Here is a 23,295-nt window from a genome sequence, read left to right as displayed (position 1 = left end):
CGGCAGCCGCCACGATACCAAACTCCCGCTTCATTGACGCACTAATGTTTTAGTGTTTTAATCCGCAAAACTCGGCGTCGGGCGGTTCGAACCGGCCGGCCGCCGACAGACAACATCAGGAGACACCGTGGAAACTGCGAAGCATCCCGCCGCACCGGGCGAACCCGCGCTCGCGCCGGCCTCGCCGCTCGGGCGCGCCGTCGCGAAGATCGAGCGCCGCGTGCTGCCGCTGTTCGTGATCATGTTCATCGTCAACTACATCGATCGCGTCAACATCGGCTTCGTGCGCGAGCATCTGGCCGCGGACATCGGCATCGGCGCGGCCGCCTACGGCCTGGGCGCGGGCTTGTTCTTCGTCGGCTACGCGATCTTCGAGGTGCCTTCGAACCTGCTGCTCGCGCGCTTCGGCGCGAAGGCCTGGCTCACGCGGATCATGCTGACCTGGGGCATCGCCGCCACGGCGATGGCCTTCGTGCAGGGCGAAACCTCGTTCTACGTGTTGCGCTTCCTGCTCGGCATCGCCGAGGCGGGTTTCTTCCCCGGCGTCATCTATTACTTCACGCAGTGGCTGCCGGCCGGTTCGCGCGGCAAGGCGATGGCGGTATTCCTGAGCGGCTCGGCGCTCGCGTCGATCCTGGCCGGCCCGGTGTCGGGCGCGCTGTTGAGCATCGACGGCTTCGGCCTGCACGGCTGGCAGTGGATGTTCGTGATCGAGGGCGCGGCCTCGATCGTGCTGTGCGCGGTGGTCTGGTTCTGGCTCGATTCGCGTCCGGCCGACGCGCGCTGGCTCGCCGACGCCGAGCGGCGCGCCGTGACCGACACGATCGCCGCCGAGCAGGCCGAGCGCGAGCGCAACCGGCCCGCGCACACGTCGCCGCTCAAGCTGCTGGCCGACCCGAAGATCGCGCTGTACTGCTTCATCTATTTCGCGGTGTCGTTGACGATCTACGGCGCGACGTTCTGGCTGCCGAGCATCATCCGTAAGATGGGCCACTACAGCGATTTCCAGGTCGGGCTGTTCAATTCGATCCCGTGGATCGTGTCGATCGCGGCCATGTACGGCTTCGCCACGCTGGCCTCGCGCTTTCGCAATCAGCAGTTGTGGACCTCGATCGCGCTGGTGATCGCGGCGCTCGGCATGTTCGTGTCGACGTTCGGCGGCGCGTCGTTCGCGTTCGTCTCGATCTGCTTCGCGGCGGTGGGCTTCAAGGCGGCGTCGTCGCTGTTCTGGCCGATCCCGCAGGGGCACCTCGATGCGCGGATCGCGGCCGGCGTGATCGCGCTGATCAATTCGATCGGCAACCTCGGCGGCTTTGTCGCGCCGACCGTGTTCGGCCTGCTCGAACAGCACACCGGCTCGATTCGCGGCGGCCTCACGGGCCTGTCGATCACCTCGCTGGTGGCGGTCGGCGCGGTCTGGATGACGCGCGCCGGGCGCCAGCGCGCACGGGCGCGCCGCGCCGGCTGAACGATCGATCGAAGCCAGGCCTCGCTCACTTTATTGTCAGGAATCCCCATGAAAATCACCCGAGTCACCGTCACCCCGATCGCCTTCAAGGATGCGCCGCTGCTGAACGCGGCCGGGATTCACGAGGCCTATGCGCTGCGCTCGATCATCGAGATCGAAACCGACACCGGCCATATCGGCCTGGGCGAAAGCTATGGCGATGCGCCGGCGCTGGCGGTGCTCGACGCGGTGAAGGGCGCGCTGCTCGGCCTCGATCCGTTCAAGCTGAACCGGCTGCGCGAGATCGTGCGCGGGGTGGTGTCGCGCCTGTCGCCGGCCAGTTCGGCCGGCGCCGAACTGGCGCCCGGCTCGCACGCGAGCAAGGCGGTCAGCAACGCCTATTCGGCGTTCGAGGTGGCCTGCCTCGACGCGCAGGCGCGTTACCTGAACGCGCCGCTGGTGGACCTGCTCGGCGGCGCGGTGCGCAAGGCCGTGCCGTTCAGCGCCTACCTGTTCTTCAAGTACGCCGAACATATCGACAGCCCGTATCCGGCCGACGGCTGGGGCGAGGCGCTCGGCGAGGCGCAGATCGTCGAGCAGGCGCGCCGCATGATCGACGGCTACGGCTTCGAGAGCATCAAGCTGAAGGCCGGCGCGCTCGACCCCGAACACGAAGTGGCCTGCGTCAAGGCGCTCAGGCGCGCGTTCCCGAACGCGCCGCTGCGCATCGATCCGAACGGCAACTGGTCGCTCGACACGGCGCTGCGGATGGCCGAACTGCTCGGCGACGATCTGCAGTACTACGAAGATCCGACGCCGGGCCTCGAAGGCATGGCCGAACTGCATCGCCGCACCGGCATGCCGCTCGCGACCAACATGGTGGTGACCGATTTCGACGAGTTCCGCCGCAGCGTCGCGCTGAACAGCGTGCAGATCGTGCTGGCCGACCATCATTACTGGGGCGGGCTGCGCGACACGCAGCAACTGGCGCGCATGTGCGACACGTTCGGCGTGGGCGTGTCGATGCATTCGAATTCGCACCTCGGCATCAGCCTGATGGCGATGACGCACGTGGCCGCCTCGGTCGAGAACCTGTCGTACGCCTGCGATACCCATTACCCGTGGCAGGAGCCGGACGAGGAAGTGGTGAAGGGCGGCAAGCTGCCGATCGTCGGCGGCTGCGTGGCGCTGACCGACGAACCCGGCCTGGGCCTCGAAATCGACCGCGAGCAACTGATGAAGCTGCACGAGCTGTACCGGACCTGCGGCATTCGCCAGCGCGACGACGTCGGCCAGATGCGCAAGTACAAGCCGGACTGGACGAACCGGAAGCCGCGCTATTGAAGTACACCGTGGCGAGGGCGTTCACATATGAAATACGACATCGTATAAGTTGGATGCATCGATCGTCAGCTTACATGCACGTTTCAGGCAATAAACGGGCTGACGATTGCACTAAACGAACCCATGACGTACGATGACGGACAATTAACCTGAGCCGGAACCGATCCCGCCTGGCCGGGCGTCGATCGCCCGCGCTCCCTGCCCGCCGCCCGGCGGGCAGGGTGGAGACAGCATCGGTCCGGCGGTTTCGAGACTTGCCCGTGAAAATCGCCGCCGTCGAAGTCCTCCGCCTGTCGCTCGCATTCGATGCGGGACGCCGTCCCGCCTCCGATACCGAAGCCGCTTCCGATACCTACAACGCCGCCGATCGCTCGCTGCGCCGGATGGAAACGCTGCTCGTCAAACTGACCGACGACGCCGGCCGCATCGGCTGGGGCGAAGCGTTCGGTCACCTGATCAATCCGGTCACGTTCGCCGCGCTCGAAGGGCCGGTGGGGCGCTGGTTCCGCGGCGCGGAATTCGAGCCGACGCTCGACGGCATCGCGGCGCTGCGCGAGCGCGCCGATCACGCGCTGCATGCGTTCGGTCGTACCGGTCCGGTGCTGTACGCGCTGTCGGCGATCGACACCGCGCTGCACGACCTCGCCGCGCAAGCGGCCGGCTTGCCGCTGTACCGCTGGCTCGGCGGCCATCGCGACACGATCGACGTGTACGCCAGCCTGGTCAGCTACGAGAACGAACCCGACGAAGTGGCGCGCCACGTGCGCCGCGCCTGGGACGAAGGCTTCCGCGCGATCAAGCTGCACGAAACCGAACAGGACGCGATCGTGGCCGCGCGCCGCGCGCTGCCGGCGGCCGGCCAATTGATGGTGGACGTGAACTGCCCGTGGAGCGCGACCGAAGCGGCGCAGCGCGTGGATGCATTGCGGGAGGTCGGGCTGGGCTGGATCGAGGAACCGGTGTGGCCGTGCGACGACGTTGCCGGCATCGCGCGGGTTCGCGCGCTCGGCGTGCCGGTGGCGGCCGGCGAGAACGCCTCGGGCGTGGCCGGTTTTCGCGAGCTGTTCGAGCGCGGCGCGCTCGATGTCGCGCAGCCGAGCATCGCGAAGATCGGCGGCCCGACCGGCATGCGCGCGGTGATCGCGCTGGCCGGCAGCTACGGCGTGCGCGTCGTGCCGCATTGCTTCTACTACGGCGCGGGCCTGCTCGCCACCGCGCACGTGGTGGCCACGCTGCCCGACGACGTCGCGCTCGAAATTCCGTATCTCGACTGGCCCGAGCGCCTGCACGCCGCGCAGCGCCCCGGCGCGCGGCTCGCGCTGCCCGACACGCCGGGCCTCGGCTTCCAGCCCGACGAAGCCCTGTTGACTCGCAACCTGATGGCCCGCGCCACGCTCGATTGACGCGCCGGCCCCCTCTTATAACGATCAAGGAGACACGATGAAATTTCGCTACCGCTGGTGGGTGGGCGCACTGCTGTTCGGCGCCGGGATGCTCAACTATCTGGACCGCGCCGCACTGTCGGTGGTCGCGCCGATCATCAAGCGCGATCTCGGCATCAACGATGCGCAGATGGGCGTGCTGTTCAGCAGCTTCTTCGTCGGCTACTGCCTGTTCTGCTTCGTGGGCGGCTGGGCGGCGGACCGTTACGGCCCGCGTCGCGTGTTCGCGGTGGCAGCCGGCATCTGGTCGCTGTTCTGCGGCGCCACGGCGCTGGCCGGATCGTTCGCTCACCTGATGATCGTGCGCGTGGCGTTCGGCATGGGCGAGGGGCCGATGGGCACCACCACCAACAAGTCGATCTCGAACTGGTTCCCGCGCAGCGAGGCCGGGCGCGCGGTGGGCTGGACCAACGCCGGGCAGCCGCTCGGCGCGGCCATCGCGGCGCCGATCGTCGGGCTGGTGGCGCTGCAGTTCGGCTGGCGCATCTCGTTCGTGGTGATCGCGCTGCTGGGCTTCCTGTGGCTCGCCGCCTGGTGGACGCTGTTCCGCGACGATCCGGCCACGCACCCGCGCGTGACGGCCGAGGAGGCGCGTGAAATCATCGCCGACCGCGCCGTGGAAGCGATCCCCGAGGCCGGCGAGCAAGCCGGCCACGAGCGAGGCCTGTTCCGCTATCTGCTGTCGCGCCCGGTGCTCGGCACGGCGCTCGCGTTCTTCAGTTTCAACTACGTGCTGTATTTCTTTCTGTCGTGGTTGCCGAGCTATCTGACCGACTATCAACACCTGAACATCAAGCAGATGAGCGTGGTCGGCATCCTGCCGTGGCTCGGCGCAACAGTGGGCTTCGCGATGGGCGGCACGGTGTCGGACCGGATCTACCGGCGTACCGGCGACGTGCTGTTCGCGCGCAAGATCGTGATCGTGGTGGGGCTCGGGGTGGCGGCGGCCTGCGTGCTGCTGGCCTCGCAGGTCACCTCGCTGGTGGCGGCCGTGACGCTGATCGCGATCGCCAGCCTGTTCGCGTTCATGGCGCCGCAGGCGTGCTGGTCGCTGCTGCAGGAAATCGTGCCGCGCCAGCGGGTGGGCGCGGCCGGCGGTTTCGTGCATCTGCTCGCGAACCTGGCCGGTATCCTGTCGCCGAGCCTGACGGGCTGGCTCGTGCAATACGGCGGCGGTTATTCGAGCGCGTTCGTGCTGGCCGGCGCATCGGCGCTGGCCGGCGCGATCATCCTGATGGTGGCAGTGCGCGCCTCGGCCGTGGAGCGGTTGCGCGGCGCGGTGTAAATCGTGAGACGCCCGCTTGGGGCTTCGGTCGGACTCAATGCCCGAAGCGCGCGCCGATCACATCTTCGAGGCGGGCCGCGGTGATTTCGCCGACATGCGATTCCACCAGCCGGCCGTTTGCATCGAAGAACAGCGTGGTCGGCAGGCCACGCGAGCCGTAGGCGCGCATCGCGCTGCTGGCCGGGTCGAGCAGCACGTTGCCGAAGTGCAGGCCCTGGCTGTCGAGAAACGCGCGCACCGTGCGCGCGTCTTCCCCTTGATTGATCATCAGGATCGCGACGTTGGCATGTTCGCCCTGCGCGCGTGCCAGCACCGGCATCTCGCGCCGGCACGGCGGGCACCAGCTTGCCCAGAGATTGGCCACTACCGGTTTGCCGGCCGTCAGTGCCGGCGTGACGGGCGCGCCCGCGAGCGTGCTCAGATGCAGCGAGGCCAGTTGCGGCGCATCGCGTTGCAGCGTGACGACCAGGCCTTGCGCGAGGCCCCACGCCACGATGCCCGCCGCGAGGCCGCCGAGCACCGGACGGCGCAGCGCGGGCAGGCCGCGCAGACGCCAGCCGAGAAACGCGAGCGCGGCGAGCACGCCGGCCCAGCCGAGAAAGCCGCCATCGCCGATCGCCGCGATCGCGCGCGGTGCGGCCGCGTACTGCGGCCACCAGCGCGCGACATAGGCGAGGCGCGCCGCCACCAGCGCGATCAGCAAACCATCGAGCAGCAGCGCCGCGGCGCGCTTGCCGCCATGCACGCGCTCGCGCCGTTGCAGGCCGAACGCCACCAGCCCGGCCAGCAGGGCGGCCGCCGCGATTGCCACCACCTGCACCGAGAACGGCCCGACGCTCGTCATGGCCGATGCCCGCCGTTGTCAGGAATCGATCGGATGGCCATCTCAGATCACCATCGACATTCGGAAGAACAGCAGATCGGGCTTGGCGGCCAGCCGCAACGGCTCGGAGCCGCACACGAAGCCGAGCCGTTCGTAGAAGCCTTTCGCCGAATCGCGCGCCGTGCACCACAAGAACCGGCCGCCGCGCTCGCGCGCATGGCGTGCACCGAGGTTGACCAGCAGCCGGCCGAAGCCGAGGCCGCGCAGCGATTCGTCGATCGCCATGCCGCGCAAGCGCCAACCGTTCGGCGCTTGCGCATCGCTGTCTTCGCGACATACCGACGCAACGCCGACGATCTGCCCGGCGCGTTGCACGCCGAGATGCAAGGTCTCGACATCGAGATCGCCGGCCAGACGCGACGCCATTTCGTCACCGTCGAGCAGCAACCGGGCGCGCAACGGAACTACTTCGTCAGCCGAAACGCTGAGAATTTCAAAAAGTGAAGCGTGAGTCATCATCCGAAATCGTACCGGGAAAAACCTTCATTCTGATATGAAAACCCGTCAAATCTGACGGTTGATCGGCGAATTGCGACGGCGTATCCTCGTCGCGGGCCGATTGCGACAACCTAAAGACAATACTGCGATCTCAGGATGGAAGAAAAAATACATTCCGACGCTGACAATGCGTACGACGAAATTCGAACACGAATTCTTGACGGCAGGCTGGAACCAGGGCAAAAAATTTCTCATCGCGGTTTGGCGAACAAACTCGGCATTGGGCAGATGCCGGTACGTAGCGCCTTGCAGCGTCTCGCTACCGAAAACCTCGTGACCGTATTCGACAAGCGAGGGACATTCGTTACCGATCCCACACACGACGATCTTCAGCAAATCTACGAAGTGCGCCTTGCGCTCGAAAGCGCGGCGGCGTATCTGGCCGCCTGCAAGGGGCCGACATCCGCGCTCGTCGAATCGGCGGAACGCATCACGCGGCTGCTCGAAAGTGGTGAGGCCGACATCATGGCCGAACAGCGGATCGGCTGGGTATTTCACAAGGAAATGTTTGTGGCCGCGCAAAACGAGCGGCTTCACGATCTTTATAAGTTGCTCAAGGCGCAAACGCTGGCCTTGAACGAATTGCCGCGTCAGGACCACGCAACGGTTCGGCGCGGCACCATGGAGCACTTGGCGATCTATGCCGCGATCCGCGACGGGCAACCCGAAGCGGCGCGCATGCATATGTGGAATCACATCGTCGATGGCACCCCCGCACGAATTCAACTGATACGGGCCGCACATGAATCAAAGGAATAACAAGTCTTCCCTGCCGATGTGGATGATCGTGGCGCTGATTCTGGGCGCGATCGCCGGTGTGGCCGCTCCGCGCTTTGCGGCCGATGTCGGGTTTCTGTCCGTCATGTTCGGCCACGCGATCAAGATGGTGGTGATGCCGCTAATCCTGCTGTCGGTGACGGTCGGCAGCTATCGCGCCGTCGAGCAACGCCGCCACCTCGGCCGCACGGCCGCCATCACGATCGTGTTCTTCATCGTCATGACGGCGCTGTCGAGCGCGCTTGGCCTGGGCCTGAACTGGATTTTCCGGCCCGGCCTGGGCGCGCCGCTGACCGAATCGGGCGCGCTGCCGCAGCATCTGGCGTCGAGCATCGACTGGCTCGGCTTCATCACCGACATGATTCCGCAGAACCTGGTCGCCGCGCTGGCGTCCGGCAATGCGATTCCGGTGCTCGTGTTCGCCGTGCTGCTCGGCACTGCGCTCGGCGCGGCGGGCGAGGCCGGGCGTCCGGCCATCACGTTGTTTTCGTCGCTGCTGGCGGGGCTGTTCAAGATGGTCGAGTGGATCGTCGCGCTGTCGCCGCTGGCGATCTTCGCGGCCGTGGCCGGCCTGATGAGCAGCCGCGGCGTGTCGGGGCTGATGCCGCTGGTGCGGCTGCTCGGCATCGCCTACCTCGGCATGGCGATCCTCGCGCTGCTGCTGACCGCCATCGTGATCGCCACCGGCCAGCGTCCGCTCGCCGTGATCCGCAAGGTCAGCGAGCCGTTGATCCTCGCGTTCACCACGCGCTCGTCGGAAATCACGTATCCGGTGCACTTGAAGAAGCTGACGGAAATGGGCGTGCCGCAATCGGTGGCTTCCACGATCCTTCCGCTGTCCTACATTTTCAATCGCGACGGCGCGGTGCTCTACACGGCGCTGGCAGTCGGCTATCTCGCCGATGCGTACCACATCGTCTGGAGCTGGCCGCTCGCGCTGACCATCCTCGTGCTGACCATCCTCACGATCGACGGCGCGGCCAACGTGCCGTCGGGCGCCATCGTGGCGATCACGATCGTGCTGGCGGCGGTCGGCTTGCCGGCCGAAGCCGTGTTGCTGATTCTCGGCGTCGATGCGTTCTTCGACATGGGCCGTACCGCACTGAACGTCTATGCGAGCACGGTGGCGATGACGGTGTCGATGCGGCTGTCGAGGGGCGAGCGCGACGCGGCGGCCGACCCGGTAGACGGCGGCGCGGGTCAGCCGACCTGAGTTCCGCGGCAACGAAGGGGCCGGCGCAGGCGGTTGCGTCGGCCACCCTGCTGTTTCGATGAAATTATAGGTGGTCACGCAGCGGTGCCTCGTCGAGTGCGATGAGGCACAGCGTTTTTGCAGCGCAGGGGCGGGCAATCTGCGATCGCAGTTTTGTGCCGTGACAGGCGGCGCGGGAAGCACAAGGAGCAAGGTGGTGGCAAACAGGGAAGGCGTACCGTACGACGAGCCGCGTGGCAACGCCGCGCAGAGCGTTGGCGCGCGATCGCCGTCGAGCGCGTCGGTCATGGCGCTGACGAGTTTCGAGTCCGATGATTGGGCGCTGTTCGATGAATTCGAGCGCGCGCCGCATTTCGAGGCCGTGCGCGCGATCGCGTCGCGGCTCGTGCGGCAGCTCGGTGGCGAACGTTTTGCGTTCCTGCTGATGCCGGCCGAGGGGGCGCCGCTGCGGCCCGCCGACGAGCTGGCGTTGACCGACGCCGAGCCGGGCTGGCTCGGCACCTACCGGGCGCGGCGCTGGTTCGATGCGGACCCCGGCGTGGCCTACGCGCGCCGCACCTCCACGCCGATCGTGGCCACCGGCATCGCGGCACTGACGGAAGGCCAGCACGCGCTGCGCGAACACGATGCGGCGCACGGCTTTCGCGCCAAGCTGATCGCGCCGGCGCATCTGCCGACGCAGGGCTTGAGCGGCGTGCTCTACGTGGGGATCGACGCGAGCCCGCGCGAGGGCGAGGCGGCGTTGCATGCGAAGCGCATCTTCTATCGGCTGCTCGCCAGCGAACTGCTCGACTGGCTGGCGCGGCAGATGCGCCGCAATGCGGCGCGCTCGCTGGCGCTGACGGCGCGCGAGACGCGCATCCTGAAGCTGCTGCGCGGCGGCCAGACCGCGAACCAGATCGCCGCGGAGTTATGCGTGGCGGTGCCGACCGTCTACGGGTATTACAAGCGGCTCAATGAAAAATTTTCCGTCAATCACATTTCACTGACGGTAAAGCGCGCTACCGCACTCGGCCTGCTCGATCCGTAAATCGAATGTGCGAGTTTTGAGCGTTAGCGCACTGGACAATAAAAATCGACCGAATATCATCGATTCACGAGATCCAGGGCGCGGCGAAAAATATCTTATTTTCGATGCGTGCATATTTTCAAGATTTGATGGAGAATGGCGCCGGCCCATGTGCCATGGGCCGTTCCGCATCTCCTGGCTGACCGCGCGGTATCGATAATCGATGCGGCGCGGGTTCATCTTTAAGCCGGTGCGGCGGCGATACCAAGTAATCGTTTCCAATAACAAAATGGCGTTGATGCCGTGGACGAGTTAAAGCCGGCGGCTTGGCTGGATTGATTCCGCGATATTGAAAATAAGCCATGCATTCGATGCGCGGGGTACACCCCGTCAACACGCAATGCCCGGCTTGCTTCACCGGAAGCAGCCGCCGTTGCACTTCGATAGCGAGAGGCCATGAAACCCTTATTTCACGAACCACACCGCAGCCGTGCCGTGACCGTCGAGAAACGCGGTCCGGCGCCGAGTGCATGGCTCGTCGTTTGAGGCGACGAGCGGCAACCGCAGCAGGAATTCGGGCACAAGGCGGCTTCGTCAGCGAAGCCGGCCGGGAAGAAAGGAGCGAGGGCAGATGAACGCGCAGCAGATGCGGGCGGTGAAAACGGGCGTGGCGGGAGACATGAACGGCGCGGCGGCGGGGCGCATGACCAAGGACGAGATGCGGATCGACGTGCTGTTCGGCCGGGTCCACGCTCAGGAGGCGCTGTTGAAGGCCATGATGGAGCAGTGCCGCGATCGCGAAGGGCTGCTGCGCTGCCTCGAAGCCGAAACCGAGCAGATGGGCCAGGCGTTGCGCGACAGCGATTGCTCGCTGCTGATGTACGCGGCGTTCATGGAGCACACGGCCGCGCTGCGCGACAGCATCGCCGCCGAGACCGTCTGCACGGACGGCGACTGAACCGCATCCGCATCCGCGCCCAGGCGCGAGCGGATCGGCCCCGATGTTCCGGGCGCCGATCCGCATCATCCCCGGATTCATTCGATTCGCCTCAGGCCTGCGAGCTTGCCAGGCATGGCGCGCGGAACATGCGTCCCGCCACCAGCCCCCGCAGCGTGCGGGCGAGCACGACGATCCACAGCATGCCGAGCAGGCAGGCGAAACCGGTGCCGAGCTGCGTGAAGCCGTCGAAGCCGGTCACGTGCGCGAGGTTGAACGTCGCCAGCGTGTACACCCCGATCGGAAACGTGAATCCCCACCAGCCCAGATTGAACGGCAGCCCTTCGCGGCGATAGCGCCACATGAACAGCAGTGCGCAGGCCAGCCACCAGAGGCCGGCGCCCCAGAGCAACAGCGCACCGAGCACCCCCACGTCGCGGGCCACGGCGGCCACCGATTGCAGCGCGGTGCCGGCGAAGGCTTGCGCGGCGGCGTTGCCGAGCGTGAGCAGCCCGAGCGCGCCGGTGCCGATCGGGCCGAGCGTGAGGAAGCTCGTCACGCCAAGCTCGCGATGCGGCAGCTTGTGGATCACCAGGCGGAACAGCACGATCGTCAGGATCGAGAACGCGAGCGGCACCGAGATCGCCCACAACACATAGCCCGCCCCCACCACCCAGCGCGCCGTCTCGACGTTCAGATGCGGGGCCAGCACCGCCGCGCTCGATGCGGCCACCTCGGGCGCGACGATCGGCAACAACAGCGCGGCGGTCAGGCGTTCCAGGCTGTGCTCCTGCACCGTGAACACCAGATACGGCACGCCCACGGCCACCGCCACCGACAACACCGCGTCAAACCCCCACAAGCCGAACGCGACCGAGGTGGCGGCATTGCCGTCATGGGCGCCGCCGAACAGCACGATGCCGTTGACGATCGGTGCGAGCCCCATCGGCAGGGTGCCGAGGAACAGCGACTGTATCGGGTGACGGAGCATCGGCCGCACCGTTTCGCCGAACAGCACGAGCCGGCCGACGAACATCGCGGCGAACAGCGCGTAGAGCGCGATATCGATGCGCCAGAGCCAGCCGGCCAGCAGCGGCTTGAGCGGCGATGCGCCCGGCAGCGCGTTCAGCACGAGGAAGACGACGCCCGTGCCCATCGTCACGGCGAACCAGTTCGGCGTGAACTGACGAATGTTTTCGAGCCATGCCGGCCGGGCGGCGGCCAGCGGGGTGGGTGAGGCAAGACGGTGTGTCATCGTGGGCTCCGCGGAGGTCTGGAGAAGATGAAACGAGTCTAGTGACGCGGCATGGATATAAAAAATACATATTAACGATCGATGCGATGCTTTTTTGATATGCTTTTCGGCACGCTTTTTTCCTCGAACCGGGAATAAACGGCGCGCCACGGTGTTTGCCTGCGAGGGCAACGAACGGCGCGACCTGCCGGCCGTCCACCCCTGTCACCGCGTTCCGACACCCGACCCGATGAATTTCACGCATTTGCTGGCGTTTTACGAAGTGGCCCGCGCCGGCAGCGTCAGCGCGGGCGCCGAGCGGTTGCATGTCAGCCAGCCGGCCGTCACGCGCGAGATTCGCGAGCTGGAGGCGCGGCTCGGCCTGGTGCTGTTCGACCGGCTGCCGCGCGGCGTGGCGTTGACCGAGGCGGGGCGCGTGCTGTTCGATCACGCCGCGCAGATCTTCGCGCTGGCCGATGCGGCGCAGGCCGAACTGCACGAGATGGCGGGGCTGGGCGCCGGGCAATTGAAGATCGGCGCGAGCAATACGCTCGGCGTTTATTGGGCGCCCGATCTGCTGTCGCGCTTTCATGCGCAATACCCGCGCGTCGCCATCGAGCTGGCCGTCGCCAACACCGAACAAGTGGAGGCGGGGCTGCGCGAGATGCGCTTCACGCTCGGCTTCGTCGAGGGGCCGTTCGATGCCGCGGTATTCGACGCCAGGCCGATCGGCGCCGACGAGATCGCCGTGGTGGCCGCCGCGAATCACCCGCTGGCGGGCCAGCGGCTCGATCCGGCCGTGCTGGCCGATCGCGCCGTGATTCTGCGCGAACCGGGCTCGGGCACGCGTGCGATCGTCGAGGAGGCCTACGCGAAACTCGGGCTGCCGATCGTGCCGCGCATGTCGGTGGGCGACACCGAGGCGATCAAGCGCATGCTGATCGCGCAGCCGGCGCTGGCCTATCTGTCGGTGCTCAGCGTGCGCGACGAGATCGCGCGCGGCGACCTGCGGCTCGTCGAGGTCGATGCGCCGCGCATCGAGCGGGCACTGCATATGGTGTGGTTGAAGGGGCGCTCGCTGTCGCCGGCCGCGCAGGCGTTGATGGCGCTCGTGCCGCCCGCCGAGGCGCCATTGCCTTCGCTTCTTCCTGTTGCCAAACGCCGCCGCAAGCGGGCCGCCTGAACCCGTTTCGCCATCTTCCCGCGCCGGCCGCCGGCCGCGTCTGCTTCTTCTTTCCTGCGTTGACGTCCACGAACTTTTTCGTGCGACGCATGTAACCCAACTCCCGCACCGCACGATCTATTCATTGAGCGACGCGCTCGCGACGCTCGGAAACACCGGCGATCAAAGTTTTTTGCATCGAGCCGGAATATTCGCATCGAGGCGGTGTTAGCACATCTGACAGGCCTTGATTTGCGAAGCAGACAGGCCTGACGAACCGAGGGAAATCCTCAAATTGATCAGGATGCCGAATGTTATTCGGGCGATACGAAACGCACCGATCGACGCATCCCCAACCTTTATCTGGAGCACTGACCATGAACAAGCTGACCACTCTCGCCATCGCACTCTGCGCCATCACGATCCCGTCGCTGTCGTTCGCACAGACGCAGGCGCCGCTGACGCGCGCCCAGGTCGTCGCCGAACTCGTGCAACTGGAGCAAGCCGGCTACAACGCGTCGGCCGGCGAAGACACCGACTACCCGACGAAGCTGCAAGCCGCCGAAGCGAAGGTGGCCGCCGAGCAGGTGCAACAAGCACAAGAAGCACAACAACCGCAGCAACCGCAACGCGCCGCGATGCCGAAGACGCAAACCTCGGCCTTGATGAGCAACGCGGATTGCGTCGGCCCGGCCAGCTTCTGCAACACGTACTTCGGCAGCTGAGCCATGAGGCCGGTGTCGAAGCGTCGCGCGGGCGCATCCCGCCCGCGCGTGTCGAACCGCAGGACCGAACCCGTGCAACCGATGGGAGGCCGCCGATGAGCCATATCCTCGTGATCGAACCCGACGATGCGCAGTACCGGCAGATCGCGGCGGTACTCGGGCAGGAAGGGTTGTGGCCGCAACAGGCGGTCACGGCGCGCGACGCGCTGCATCGCGTGACGGGCGGCGGCTATGCGCTGGTGATCGTCGCGCACGACATCGCCGACGTCGACGGGCCGACCATCGTCGGCGCGATGCGCGCAACCGGCGTGAGCGTGCCGATCCTCGCGACCGACGCGACCGGCAGCATCGAGCGCTGCGTGCGGATGCTGAAGGCCGGTGCCGACGACTATCAGCCCTGGCCGATCGACTTCGATGAGCTGGGCGCCCGTACGCTGGCGCTGCTGCGGCGGCAATCGCGCGCGCCGTTGCCGGCGGACCCGTCGGCCAGCGCGCAACTGCATGCGGCGGGGATCGTGCTGGACCGGATCCGGCGCATCGTGTTCGTCGATTCGACGCTCGTGATGCTGCGCCCCACCGAGTTCCGGCTGCTCGAATTCCTGATGCTGAACCAGGATCGCGTCGTCACGCGGCGCATGATTCTCGAGGCCGTATGGCAGCATCATTTCGATCCGGGCACCAACCTGATCGAGGTGCATGTGAAGCAGTTGCGCGGCAAGCTGCACGACCCGAACGGCAAGCGCTTCATTCGCACCGTGCGCCGCGCGGGCTACTATTTTTCGGGCGATGGCGCGGTCGACGCGGAGCCGGAGCATGGCGCGGCCACGCGCGCACGCGCCGACGAGACGCGGATGACGGACAGCCTGCACGCCTGACAGAAATACGAGTGAATTATTTCCGATGTGCGATTGCACCCGGTAAAAATCGGCAATTGCCATTGATGCGTTGCAGTAATTAATTATCCGAAAATGGCTATCACGATTTTTAAAATCGTGCTTTGAGTTGCGGAGAAATATCGGATTGCTGATCAATTGAGGGTTGCTTGAGAAAGGCTGCAAGCCTTTTCAGGAAAGGGTTTGAAGGCGGTCACGAAAGACCGTGGCCAGCCGATCCGGGCATCTGATTGAGCATCGCTATTTCCGCTATTGCGAATTCCAATTGGAGCGTTTTGCTTCGAATAAATAGCATCCATTTCGTCCCGATTTGCCACATCCCCAGTGGTATCACTTCCTCACGGAGACGAAATGAAGAAGCAAAACAATCAGTCGCGTTGGGCGATTCCGGTGGCTGTCGGCCTGCTGATGTCGTCGTCGGCGTTTGCCGCGAACCTGACGCGCGATAACGGTTCGCCCGTCGGCGACAACCAGAATTCGCAAACGGCCGGCCCCGCCGGCCCGGTCCTCCTGCAGGACTCCCATCTGATCGAAAAGCTGCAGCGCTTCGACCGCGAGCGGATTCCCGAGCGCGTCGTGCATGCGCGCGGCACCGGCGCGTTCGGCGAGTTCGTGGCCGATGCGGATATCTCCGATCTGTCGCGCGCCAAGGTGTTCGTGCCCGGCGAGCACACGCCGGTGTTCGTGCGCTTCTCGACGGTGATGGGCTATCGCGGCTCGCCCGAACAGGCGCGCGACCCGCGCGGCTTCGCCACCAAGTTCTATACGAGCGAGGGCAACTGGGATCTGGTCGGCATCAACCTGCCGATCTTCTTTATCCGCGATGCGATCAAGTTCCCCGATTTCGTTCACGCCAACAAGCCGAGCGCGGTGACCGGCGTGCAGGATGCGAACCTCGCGTTCGACTTCTTCGCGCACGCCCCCGAAGCGACCAACATGCTGACGCGCCTCTACAGCGACGAAGGCATGCCCGATTCGTACCGGCGCATGGACGGCTTCGGCGTGCACGCGTTCAAGCTCGTCAACGCGCAGGGCCAGGTGCATTACGTGAAGTTCCACTGGAAGAGCGAGCAGGGCATGGAAGGGATTCGTCCGAAGGACATCCCGGCCTCGATCGGCCGCGACTGGAACCTGATGTCGAACGATCTGTACGGCGCGCTCAAGCGCGGCGACGATCCGAAGTGGGACCTGTATATCCAGGTTCTGAACCCGGACGATCTCGACAAGTTCGATTTCAATGCGCTCGACGACACCAAGGTGTGGAGCAACGTGCCGGAGCGCAAGATCGGCACGATGGTGCTGAACCGCGTGCCGGACAACTACTTCGAGACGACCGAGGAATCGGCGTTCGCGCCGTCGCGCATGGTGCCGGGCATCGAGCCGTCGGAAGATCGCATGCTGCAAGGGCGGATGTTCTCGTACGCCGATACGCAGATGTACCGCATCGGGCCGAACTTCAACTCGCTGCCGATCAACCGCCCGCGCGTGCCGGTCGTCAACAATAATCAGGATGGCTTGATGAATGCGGGCGACCGCAAGGGCGAGGTCAACTACGAGCCGTCCACGCTCGGCGAGATCCCGCAGGACCCGCAATACAAGTACGTGCAGACGCCGCTGCACGGCACCACCCAGCAGGCCGCGATCCACAAGACGATGAACTTCGGCCAGGCCGGCGAGTATTACCGGTCGCTGTCGTCGCAGGGCAAGGCGGATCTGGTGACGGCGCTGTCGGCCGACCTGAACCATGTCACGAACGACGACAACAAGATCACCATGCTGTCGTACTTCTACAAGGCCGATGCCGATTACGGCAAGCGCCTGGCCGCCGCGACCCACGCCGATCTGTCGCGTGTGCAGTCGCAAGCCGCGTCGCTGAGCGACAAGTAAGCGGCGTGCCGGTGCCGCCTCGCGCGGCACCGGCAGGGCAGGCGGGCGCATCGGCCATGCGCTCGCCCGCCGGCTCACGCATCGCATGCCCCATTTCTCGACGGAGCCTTATGACATGCCCTTCCGCAGCATTGACTCCCTCCGCTTCAAGGCCGCGCTTGCCGCGCTGCTGCTTTCGCTCGGCGCCTGCACGGCGCCTGTGCTCCACAAGCCGGAACCCGGCGCTGCGGTGCCGGATGTTCATCATTACGACGACGACTGGTTCGCCGCGGCCCGGCTCGGCCGTACCGATATCCTCGACGCGCTGCTCCAGGCGGGGTACCCGATCAACGCGTCGACGCGCCAGGGCTATACGGCGCTGATCCTGACGGCCTACGATGCGCAGCCGCAGGCGATGGATTTCCTGCTGTCGCACGGCGCGAACGCCTGCGTGGGCGACCGCAACGGCAACACCGCGCTGATGGGCGCGATCTTCAAGGGCGAACTCGACACCGCGCGGCGCCTGATGAACACGTCGTGCGCGATCGATCAGGTCAACCATTCGGGCGAGACGGCGCTGTCGTTCGCCGCGCTGTTCGGGCGGCTCGACCTGCTGCCCGAACTGGTCAAGCGCGGCGCGGACCCGGATCACGCCGACGCGCGCGGCACCACGGCGTTGCGGCTCGCGCAGGCGCAGGGCAACGATGCCGCCTATCACGCGCTGCTGACGGTGGGCGCGACGCGCTGAACCGGCAGGCGGCCGCCCAATTGAAAACAGGCCGCACGCGCTCGCCGGAACGAGACGCGTGCGGCCTGCTTCGCAGGAGCCGGGTGGCTTACTTCAGTTCGCGCCGCACCGGCACGCCGGCCACGATCGTTGCAACTGCAACGATCAGCACCACGGCCGCCGCGACGAACACGCCGGTCGCGCCGCGCGAATCGAACACCACCCCGCCGGCCGCCGCGCCCAGCGAGATCGCCAACTGGATGGCCGCCACGATCAGGCCGCCCGCGCTTTCCGCCTCGTCCGGCACGGTACGCGTGACCCAGGTGGACCAGGCCACCGGCACGCCGCCGAACGCCGCGCCCCACAAGGCCACCAGCACCGCATCGACCAGCGGCAGCCGGCCGAACAGCGACAGCGCCACGCCGAGCAGCACCATCAGCGCCGGCATCGCGATCATCATCGGCCGCAGCCCGCGTTCGAGCGCGCGGCCCGCCACCGGCGTGAACAGGAAGTTCGCCACGCCGTAGCCCAGCAGGATCGCCGACAGCGCGTTGACGCCCACCCCGGCCACGTCTTCCAGGAACGGTCGCAGGTAGGTGAAGAACGCGAAGTGGCCGGTAAACACCAGCGTGACGGCGAACATGCCGATGCCGACGGTCGGCCGGCGCAGCACGTCGATCAGCGTGCGCAGGCGCGTGGTGCCGCTCGGCGCCATCGACGGCAACGTGGCGAACTGGGCCGCGAACGCGATCGCGCCGATCGCCGCCGCCGCGTAGAACACGTTGCGCCAACCGATCAGGTGCCCGAAATAGCTGCCGAGCGGCGCGGCGGCGATGGTCGCCACGGCCACGCCGCTGAAGATGATCGACAGCGCGCGCGGCACCATCGCGGCCGGCACCAGCCGCATGGTGGTGGCGGCCGACATGGTCCAGAAGCCGCCGAGCGCGATGCCGAGCAGCACGCGCCCGATCAGGATCGCGCCGAAGCCGCTGGCCGAGGCCACCAGCACGTTCGAGGCGATCAGCATCAGCGAGAACGCCAGCAGCACGCGGCGGCGGTCGATGCCGCGCGTCGCCACGGCGGTCAGCAGGCTGGTGACGAGCGCCACCGCGGCGGTCACGGTGACGGCCTGGCCGGCCGTGCCTTCGGTGATGCCGAGGCTGTCGGCGAGCGGCGTGAGCAGGCTCGCGGGCAGGAATTCGGCGGTGACGAGCCCGAACACGCCGAGCGACATCGCGTACACGGCGCTCCATGCGGGATGGGCGACGGGGATCGCGGTGTCGGGGGTGGGGGTGGCGATTTCCATGGGTGTGTAGCGTCCGCTCAGGGTTTACGACGAGTGCACAGATTACGGATCAGCGGGATGACGGTCTATGACATACAATCCGCAAAACTTGATCAATCGTCCGAAACAACGATGCCTGAACCCCGCGGATTCGACCCCGACAGCCACGATCTCGTCAGCGAGCTGCTGCTCGGCATGCGCCTGAAGGGCGTGCAATACCGGCGCATTCACGTCGCGCCGCCGTTCGGCATGCGCCTGAACAACGCGCCCGATTGCGCGCAGTTCCACTTCGTCGGGCGCGGCACGGCGCTGCTGCGCGCGGCGAGCGGCGAGACCATCGAGCTGCGCGCGGGCGATGCCGTGCTGATGCCGCACGGCGGCCTGCATTCGTTGCTGTCGGCGCCCGACGTTGCGTGCACCGAGATCACCGAGTTCGATTCTTCGAAGTTGTGCGAAACGATCGCGGCGATCAACGCGATGCACGAGGATCGGCTCGCGAGCGGCGAGGTGGCCGACGACGTGCTGATCTTCAGCGGCTGGATGGAACTGGACCTCGGCGGCATGCAGCCGCTGGTCGCGTCGATGCCCGAGATCATGCATGTGGGCACGCTGCTCGAACGCTATCCCGAGCTGCGCGCGATGCTCGATGCGATGGAGCGCGAATCGTGTCTGGAGCGCGCCGGCTTCGCGGCGGTGCTGGCGCGGCTGGCCGACGTGGTGGCCGCGTTCATCGTGCGCGGCTGGGTGGAATGCGGCTGCGGCGATGCCGAGGGCTGGGTGCAGGCGCTGCGCGACCCGCGCCTGGGCCGCGCGATCGTCGCGCTGCATCGCGAGCCGGGCCGCAACTGGACGGTGGCCGAGCTGGCCGCCGAGGCCGGCAACTCGCGTTCGGTGTTCGCCGAGCGCTTCGTGGCGGCCACCGGCATGACGCCGGTGCGCTACCTGACCGAGCTGCGCATGCGGCTGGCCGCGCAGTGGATCGCGCGCGACCGCGAGCCGATCGAGACCGTGTCGTATCGGCTCGGTTACGGTTCGCTCGCCGCGTTCAGCCGCGCGTTCAAGCGCACCATCGGCCGGCCGCCCGGCGCGGTGCGCGCGCAGGGCGAGGGCGTGGCGGGCTGAGGCAAGCCTCGCTTCAGCGGCCCTTGCCCTGCCGCGCCTGATCGGCAAACGACGCCGCGACCGATTCGGTCAGCACTGCCACAGCGCGCTTGAAGTTGCCGAGCTGCGGCGGAAACACCAGCCAGATATCGAGCTTCAGGTCGAAATCGCCGGCCTCGATCACGCGCAACTGGCGGCGCCACGGGCTGGCTTTCAGCACGGCGTGCGGCACCAGCCCGAGGCCGAGCCCGTTGGCGACGAGCCGCAATTGCATGTCCGTGTCATAGGTATCCACGCCGAGCCGAAGCGCATGGCCCTGGTCGGCCAGCGCGCGTTCGAGCGCGGCGCGATAGCCGCATCCGTCCGGGTTCAGAATCCATTCGTGCGCCGCCAGCGATGCCATGGCCGCGCGGCGCTCGGCCAGCGGCTTCGCGGCGCTCTGCACGACCTTCACGTCGAAGCGCGCGACGCGGCTGCCGGCCAGGCCGTCCGGCAGCGGTGCGTCTTCCGGCAACATCAGCATCGCCGCGTCGAGCGCACCGCGCTCGATCCTGTCCTGCAGGCGCGTGCTCCAGTCGGTCAGCAATTTCACCTCCAGCGCCGCAAAGCGCTGCTTCATCGCCACCACCGCATCGAACATCACGATATCGGCCAGCACCTGCGGCAGCCCGAAGCGCAGCGTGCCCACCGGCGCGGCGTCGTCGCGCGCGATGTCGTGCAGCTGTTCCAGCGCGCGCAGCAGCGGCACGGCCTGCTCGTAGATGCGGCCCGCCAGCGCGGTGGGCCGCGGCGGCTTGGCGTTGCGGTCGAACAGCGTCGCGCCGAGCATCGCTTCCAGCCGCTGGATGCGCTTCGACACGGTGGATTGCGACACGTACAGGCCGGTGGCGGCGCGCGTGAGCGAGGCCGCGTCGATCACCGCGATAAACGATCTGAGTTCGTCAATCATCATTCCGATTCGTCATGTTGATGATGAATATCATTCTCTTGTGGAAACTTGGCCGTCAGCCTACTCTGAACATCCGCTGCACGCCAGTGCCGCATCCTCCACGGAGAATCTCATGCCCCTCGCACGAATCAGCCTGTCCAAGGACACCTCGCCCGAAGTCATCAAGGCGATCAGCGATACGGTGTACGAAGCGATGACCACCGTCGCCAACGTGCCGCCGAACGACAAGTTCCAGGTCATCTCGCGGCACGCGCCCGACGAGCTGATCTATCCGGCCGACGGTTATCTCGGCGTCACGTACACGCCGAGCATCGTGTTCATCCAGGTCACCTGGAACGCCGGCCGCACGGTGGACGTGAAGAAGGCGTTCTATCGCGCCGTGGCCGACGGCATTCACGCGAAAACCGGCCTGCGCAAGGAAGATGTCTGGATCAGCCTGGTGGACGTGGCGCGCGAGGATTGGTCGTTCGGCAATGGCGACATGCAATACGCGCCGAAGGATTGAGCGGCCGCGCGAGCATCGCGCGGGTTCGCCGATCTATTCCGCAAATAGATCAATGCGATCTGCAGAATCCATTTCCCTGAACTGCCGGCTGTCCCTACACTTGGCGTTTTGCAGGCGACCCGCCCGGTTTCGCAACGGCGAAGCCGGGCAGTCCCACGGTTCAGGAGAGACGACCCATGACGCAGTATCTGGCTGATTCGAATCGATACAAGGACGCGATGCCGTACCGTCGCGTCGGCCGCAGCGGGATGGTGCTTCCCGCCATCTCGCTGGGCCTCTGGCAGAACTTCGGCGGCGTCGACGTGTTCGAGACGGGCCGCGCCGTGCTGCGCCGCGCGTTCGATCGCGGCGTCACGCACTTCGATCTGGCCAACAACTACGGCCCGCCGGCCGGCTCCGCCGAGGAGAACTTCTCGCGCTGGCTGGCCGCCGACTTCAAGCCGTATCGCGACGAACTCGTGATTTCGACCAAGGCCGGCTGGCAGATGTGGCCCGGCCCGTACGGCGGCCCGACCGGCACGCGCAAGCACCTGATCGCGAGCTGCGAGCAGAGCCTGCGCCGCATGAAGCTCGATTACGTCGACATCTTCTATTCGCATCGCGTCGACGCGAACACGCCGCTCGACGAAACGATGGGCGCGCTCGTGCAATTGCATCGGCAGGGCAAGGCGCTGTATGTCGGCATCTCGTCGTATTCGCCGGAACTGACGCGCGAAGCCGAGAAGATCCTGCGCGCCGAGGGCGTGCCGCTGTTCATTCACCAGCCGAACTATTCGATGCTGAACCGCAGCATCGAGCACGGCCTGCTGCCGACGCTCGAGGAACTGGGCGTGGGCTGCATCGGCTTCTCGCCGCTCGCGCAGGGCTTGCTGACTTCGAAATACCTGAAGGACGTGCCGGCCGACGCTCGCGTGGGCCGCAGCGGCTCGATGAATGCCGGCATGCTCAACGAGCAGAACCTGGAACGCATCCGTGCGCTGAATGCGATCGCCGAACGGCGCGGCCAGACGCTCGCGCAGATGGCGATCGCCTGGACGCTGCGCGACCCGCGCGTGTCGTCCACGCTGATCGGCGCACGCACGGTGGCGCAGCTCGACGATTCGCTCGACGCGGTCAAGCAACTGACGTTTACGGCCGAGGAACTGGCCGAGATCGATCGTCACGCGCAGGACGGCAACGTCGATCTCTGGAAGGTGTCGTCGGGCATCGGCGCAAGCTGAACGACCATGGCGGCCGGTTGCCGCCGTTGAATCGCAGGATGGAAGCGGGCGGCGCGAGCGATTTCGCGCCGCCCGTTTTTATTTGCGTGAAATTCGGTAAACAGCGGCCGGCGGCAGGTTGCGGATCACGCGGCCCACGCAGGTCGCCTTCAGGCCCAGCGCGTCGAGCGTGCCACGCGGAATCGGGCAGCGAAACCCGTAGGTGAACTGAAAGAACGCACCGTCTTCGCGCAGATAGTGGAACGCACCGCCCAGGATCGCGGCCACCTTCGGTTTCGGCATCGACAGCAGCGGCAGGCCGCTGACCACCGAGCCGACCGATTGCGGCAGCGCCACGCCGAGCGATTCGAGCCGGGCTGCGTCGCCGATCACGATCTTCGCGTCGGGAAAACGCTGAGTCAGCAGCGCCGCGAAACGGTCGGTGTTGTCGACCAGGATCAGGTCGCGCTGGGCCACGCCGCGCCTGAGCAGCGCCTTGGTGAAGACGCCGGTGCCGGCGCCGAGTTCGAGCACGGGGCCGTCGGAGCCGGTGATCTCGCGTGTGATCAGGCGGCCTAGCGGCTCGCCGGACGGCGCGATCGCGGCGACGTTCAGCGGATTCTCGAACCAGGACCTCAGGAAGAACAACAGATCGGACGATGCGCTTCGGAGTCGCATGTGGCGAACACCTCGTGAGAAGGTGAGCGCAAGGCGCGCGCACCGGAACGGTAGAGGAAACGCGATGGCTGCCCGCGCGGGCGCAGCCGGAAAAGCAAAACGACTCGTAGTGTTGCATCGTTTTGTGGCCGAAAAA

The 23,295-nt window shown here is 66.5% G+C and carries 22 protein-coding genes; 16 read left to right on the top strand and 6 right to left on the bottom strand.

Going from position 1 to position 23,295, the window contains the following annotated elements:
* Window positions 1–127: 127 nt before the first annotated feature.
* The 4 genes from AB4851_RS27910 to AB4851_RS27895 all read left to right on the top strand — a co-directional run bounded on the left by AB4851_RS27910 (window position 128) and on the right by AB4851_RS27895 (window position 5,518).
* A complete protein-coding gene (locus AB4851_RS27910; protein ID WP_414449655.1) occupies window positions 128–1,468 on the top strand; it encodes an MFS transporter in 1,341 nt (446 codons plus the stop codon).
* A gap of 48 nt (window positions 1,469–1,516) precedes the next feature.
* On the top strand, window positions 1,517–2,791 hold the full coding sequence (locus AB4851_RS27905) for a glucarate dehydratase family protein (RefSeq protein WP_414449654.1): 1,275 nt from the start codon (window positions 1,517–1,519) through the stop codon (window positions 2,789–2,791).
* 260 nt (window positions 2,792–3,051) lie between these two features.
* The gene (locus AB4851_RS27900; RefSeq protein ID WP_414449653.1) at window positions 3,052–4,194 is read left to right on the top strand and encodes a mandelate racemase/muconate lactonizing enzyme family protein; all 1,143 of its coding nucleotides are present in this window, start codon (window positions 3,052–3,054) and stop codon (window positions 4,192–4,194) included.
* A gap of 37 nt (window positions 4,195–4,231) precedes the next feature.
* Window positions 4,232–5,518, top strand: coding sequence for an MFS transporter (locus tag AB4851_RS27895; protein WP_414449652.1), 1,287 nt, complete (start codon window positions 4,232–4,234; stop codon window positions 5,516–5,518).
* A 34-nt stretch (window positions 5,519–5,552) separates the two neighbouring features.
* Here AB4851_RS27895 and AB4851_RS27890 read toward each other — a convergent pair whose 3' ends face one another.
* Complete coding sequence (locus AB4851_RS27890; RefSeq protein WP_414449651.1) at window positions 5,553–6,362, bottom strand: TlpA family protein disulfide reductase; 810 nt, start codon at window positions 6,360–6,362, stop codon at window positions 5,553–5,555.
* 42 nt (window positions 6,363–6,404) lie between these two features.
* Entirely contained in the window at window positions 6,405–6,800 is a 396-nt protein-coding gene (locus tag AB4851_RS27885) for a GNAT family N-acetyltransferase (protein ID WP_414449650.1), read from the bottom strand.
* A 195-nt stretch (window positions 6,801–6,995) separates the two neighbouring features.
* On the opposite strand from AB4851_RS27885, the gene AB4851_RS27880 reads away from it, so the two are divergent.
* From AB4851_RS27880 to AB4851_RS27865, 4 genes are all read left to right on the top strand, one after another.
* Window positions 6,996–7,658: a GntR family transcriptional regulator gene (locus AB4851_RS27880; RefSeq protein WP_414449649.1), complete on the top strand. Its 663-nt coding sequence runs from the start codon at window positions 6,996–6,998 to the stop codon at window positions 7,656–7,658.
* A complete protein-coding gene (locus AB4851_RS27875) occupies window positions 7,642–8,889 on the top strand; it encodes a dicarboxylate/amino acid:cation symporter (protein ID WP_414449648.1) in 1,248 nt (415 codons plus the stop codon). The genes AB4851_RS27880 and AB4851_RS27875 overlap by 17 nt, the downstream gene beginning before the upstream one ends.
* A gap of 196 nt (window positions 8,890–9,085) precedes the next feature.
* Complete coding sequence (locus AB4851_RS27870; protein ID WP_414449647.1) at window positions 9,086–9,919, top strand: autoinducer binding domain-containing protein; 834 nt, start codon at window positions 9,086–9,088, stop codon at window positions 9,917–9,919.
* 610 nt (window positions 9,920–10,529) lie between these two features.
* Complete coding sequence (locus AB4851_RS27865; protein ID WP_414444846.1) at window positions 10,530–10,856, top strand: hypothetical protein; 327 nt, start codon at window positions 10,530–10,532, stop codon at window positions 10,854–10,856.
* A gap of 91 nt (window positions 10,857–10,947) precedes the next feature.
* Here the strand turns inward: AB4851_RS27865 and AB4851_RS27860 are convergent, their stop codons facing one another.
* The gene (locus AB4851_RS27860) at window positions 10,948–12,090 is read right to left on the bottom strand and encodes a TDT family transporter (protein ID WP_414449646.1); all 1,143 of its coding nucleotides are present in this window, start codon (window positions 12,088–12,090) and stop codon (window positions 10,948–10,950) included.
* Between the two features lie 229 nt (window positions 12,091–12,319).
* Between AB4851_RS27860 and AB4851_RS27855 the strand changes: the two genes are divergently transcribed.
* The 5 genes from AB4851_RS27855 (at window position 12,320) to AB4851_RS27835 (ending at window position 17,463) form a co-directional block, all read left to right on the top strand.
* Window positions 12,320–13,252 carry a LysR family transcriptional regulator gene (locus tag AB4851_RS27855; RefSeq protein ID WP_414449645.1) on the top strand — a complete coding sequence of 311 codons (933 nt, stop codon included), beginning with the start codon at window positions 12,320–12,322 and terminating at the stop codon, window positions 13,250–13,252.
* Between the two features lie 356 nt (window positions 13,253–13,608).
* Window positions 13,609–13,956: a DUF4148 domain-containing protein gene (locus tag AB4851_RS27850; RefSeq protein WP_414449644.1), complete on the top strand. Its 348-nt coding sequence runs from the start codon at window positions 13,609–13,611 to the stop codon at window positions 13,954–13,956.
* A 95-nt stretch (window positions 13,957–14,051) separates the two neighbouring features.
* Entirely contained in the window at window positions 14,052–14,831 is a 780-nt protein-coding gene (locus AB4851_RS27845) for a response regulator transcription factor (RefSeq protein ID WP_414449643.1), read from the top strand.
* 426 nt (window positions 14,832–15,257) lie between these two features.
* A complete protein-coding gene (locus tag AB4851_RS27840; protein WP_414445568.1) occupies window positions 15,258–16,736 on the top strand; it encodes a catalase in 1,479 nt (492 codons plus the stop codon).
* Window positions 16,737–16,851: 115 nt separating this feature from the next.
* Window positions 16,852–17,463: an ankyrin repeat domain-containing protein gene (locus AB4851_RS27835; protein ID WP_414449642.1), complete on the top strand. Its 612-nt coding sequence runs from the start codon at window positions 16,852–16,854 to the stop codon at window positions 17,461–17,463.
* Between the two features lie 88 nt (window positions 17,464–17,551).
* Here the strand turns inward: AB4851_RS27835 and AB4851_RS27830 are convergent, their stop codons facing one another.
* Window positions 17,552–18,748 (bottom strand): MFS transporter, encoded by a 1,197-nt coding sequence (locus AB4851_RS27830; protein ID WP_414449641.1) that lies wholly within the window; start codon window positions 18,746–18,748, stop codon window positions 17,552–17,554.
* A 111-nt stretch (window positions 18,749–18,859) separates the two neighbouring features.
* On the opposite strand from AB4851_RS27830, the gene AB4851_RS27825 reads away from it, so the two are divergent.
* Window positions 18,860–19,849: an AraC family transcriptional regulator gene (locus tag AB4851_RS27825; protein ID WP_414449640.1), complete on the top strand. Its 990-nt coding sequence runs from the start codon at window positions 18,860–18,862 to the stop codon at window positions 19,847–19,849.
* Between the two features lie 13 nt (window positions 19,850–19,862).
* Here AB4851_RS27825 and AB4851_RS27820 read toward each other — a convergent pair whose 3' ends face one another.
* A complete protein-coding gene (locus tag AB4851_RS27820) occupies window positions 19,863–20,780 on the bottom strand; it encodes a LysR family transcriptional regulator (protein WP_414449639.1) in 918 nt (305 codons plus the stop codon).
* A 109-nt stretch (window positions 20,781–20,889) separates the two neighbouring features.
* Between AB4851_RS27820 and AB4851_RS27815 the strand changes: the two genes are divergently transcribed.
* Both AB4851_RS27815 and mgrA read left to right on the top strand, forming a co-directional pair.
* Complete coding sequence (locus tag AB4851_RS27815; protein ID WP_414449638.1) at window positions 20,890–21,282, top strand: tautomerase family protein; 393 nt, start codon at window positions 20,890–20,892, stop codon at window positions 21,280–21,282.
* 176 nt (window positions 21,283–21,458) lie between these two features.
* Entirely contained in the window at window positions 21,459–22,502 is a 1,044-nt protein-coding gene (gene mgrA, locus AB4851_RS27810) for an L-glyceraldehyde 3-phosphate reductase (RefSeq protein WP_414449637.1), read from the top strand.
* 78 nt (window positions 22,503–22,580) lie between these two features.
* On the opposite strand, the gene AB4851_RS27805 is transcribed toward mgrA, so the two are convergent.
* Window positions 22,581–23,159: a class I SAM-dependent methyltransferase gene (locus AB4851_RS27805; protein ID WP_414449636.1), complete on the bottom strand. Its 579-nt coding sequence runs from the start codon at window positions 23,157–23,159 to the stop codon at window positions 22,581–22,583.
* Window positions 23,160–23,295 lie beyond the last annotated feature (136 nt).

The organism is Burkholderia sp. 22PA0099 (genome assembly GCF_047497165.1).
Taxonomy (GTDB): Bacteria; Pseudomonadota; Gammaproteobacteria; order Burkholderiales; family Burkholderiaceae; genus Burkholderia.
Note: the sequence above shows the minus strand (reverse complement) of the source record. Positions and strands in the feature narration are given on the sequence as shown.

What these genes read in the sequence shown, in the direction of transcription:
- AB4851_RS27835 (WP_414449642.1), top strand. Translation starts at nt 16,852, where the DNA reads ATGCCCTTCCGCAGCATTGACTCCCTCCGCTTCAAGGCCGCGCTTGCC.
- mgrA (WP_414449637.1), top strand. Translation starts at nt 21,459, where the DNA reads ATGACGCAGTATCTGGCTGATTCGAATCGATACAAGGACGCGATGCCG.
- AB4851_RS27880 (WP_414449649.1), top strand. Translation starts at nt 6,996, where the DNA reads ATGGAAGAAAAAATACATTCCGACGCTGACAATGCGTACGACGAAATT.
- AB4851_RS27825 (WP_414449640.1), top strand. Translation starts at nt 18,860, where the DNA reads ATGCCTGAACCCCGCGGATTCGACCCCGACAGCCACGATCTCGTCAGC.
- AB4851_RS27815 (WP_414449638.1), top strand. Translation starts at nt 20,890, where the DNA reads ATGCCCCTCGCACGAATCAGCCTGTCCAAGGACACCTCGCCCGAAGTC.
- AB4851_RS27875 (WP_414449648.1), top strand. Translation starts at nt 7,642, where the DNA reads ATGAATCAAAGGAATAACAAGTCTTCCCTGCCGATGTGGATGATCGTG.
- AB4851_RS27840 (WP_414445568.1), top strand. Translation starts at nt 15,258, where the DNA reads ATGTCGTCGTCGGCGTTTGCCGCGAACCTGACGCGCGATAACGGTTCG.
- AB4851_RS27905 (WP_414449654.1), top strand. Translation starts at nt 1,517, where the DNA reads ATGAAAATCACCCGAGTCACCGTCACCCCGATCGCCTTCAAGGATGCG.
- AB4851_RS27820 (WP_414449639.1), bottom strand. Translation starts at nt 20,780, where the DNA reads ATGATGATTGACGAACTCAGATCGTTTATCGCGGTGATCGACGCGGCC.
- AB4851_RS27805 (WP_414449636.1), bottom strand. Translation starts at nt 23,159, where the DNA reads ATGCGACTCCGAAGCGCATCGTCCGATCTGTTGTTCTTCCTGAGGTCC.
- AB4851_RS27860 (WP_414449646.1), bottom strand. Translation starts at nt 12,090, where the DNA reads ATGACACACCGTCTTGCCTCACCCACCCCGCTGGCCGCCGCCCGGCCG.
- AB4851_RS27850 (WP_414449644.1), top strand. Translation starts at nt 13,609, where the DNA reads ATGAACAAGCTGACCACTCTCGCCATCGCACTCTGCGCCATCACGATC.
- AB4851_RS27890 (WP_414449651.1), bottom strand. Translation starts at nt 6,362, where the DNA reads ATGACGAGCGTCGGGCCGTTCTCGGTGCAGGTGGTGGCAATCGCGGCG.
- AB4851_RS27845 (WP_414449643.1), top strand. Translation starts at nt 14,052, where the DNA reads ATGAGCCATATCCTCGTGATCGAACCCGACGATGCGCAGTACCGGCAG.
- AB4851_RS27830 (WP_414449641.1), bottom strand. Translation starts at nt 18,748, where the DNA reads ATGGAAATCGCCACCCCCACCCCCGACACCGCGATCCCCGTCGCCCAT.
- AB4851_RS27855 (WP_414449645.1), top strand. Translation starts at nt 12,320, where the DNA reads ATGAATTTCACGCATTTGCTGGCGTTTTACGAAGTGGCCCGCGCCGGC.
- AB4851_RS27865 (WP_414444846.1), top strand. Translation starts at nt 10,530, where the DNA reads ATGAACGCGCAGCAGATGCGGGCGGTGAAAACGGGCGTGGCGGGAGAC.
- AB4851_RS27895 (WP_414449652.1), top strand. Translation starts at nt 4,232, where the DNA reads ATGAAATTTCGCTACCGCTGGTGGGTGGGCGCACTGCTGTTCGGCGCC.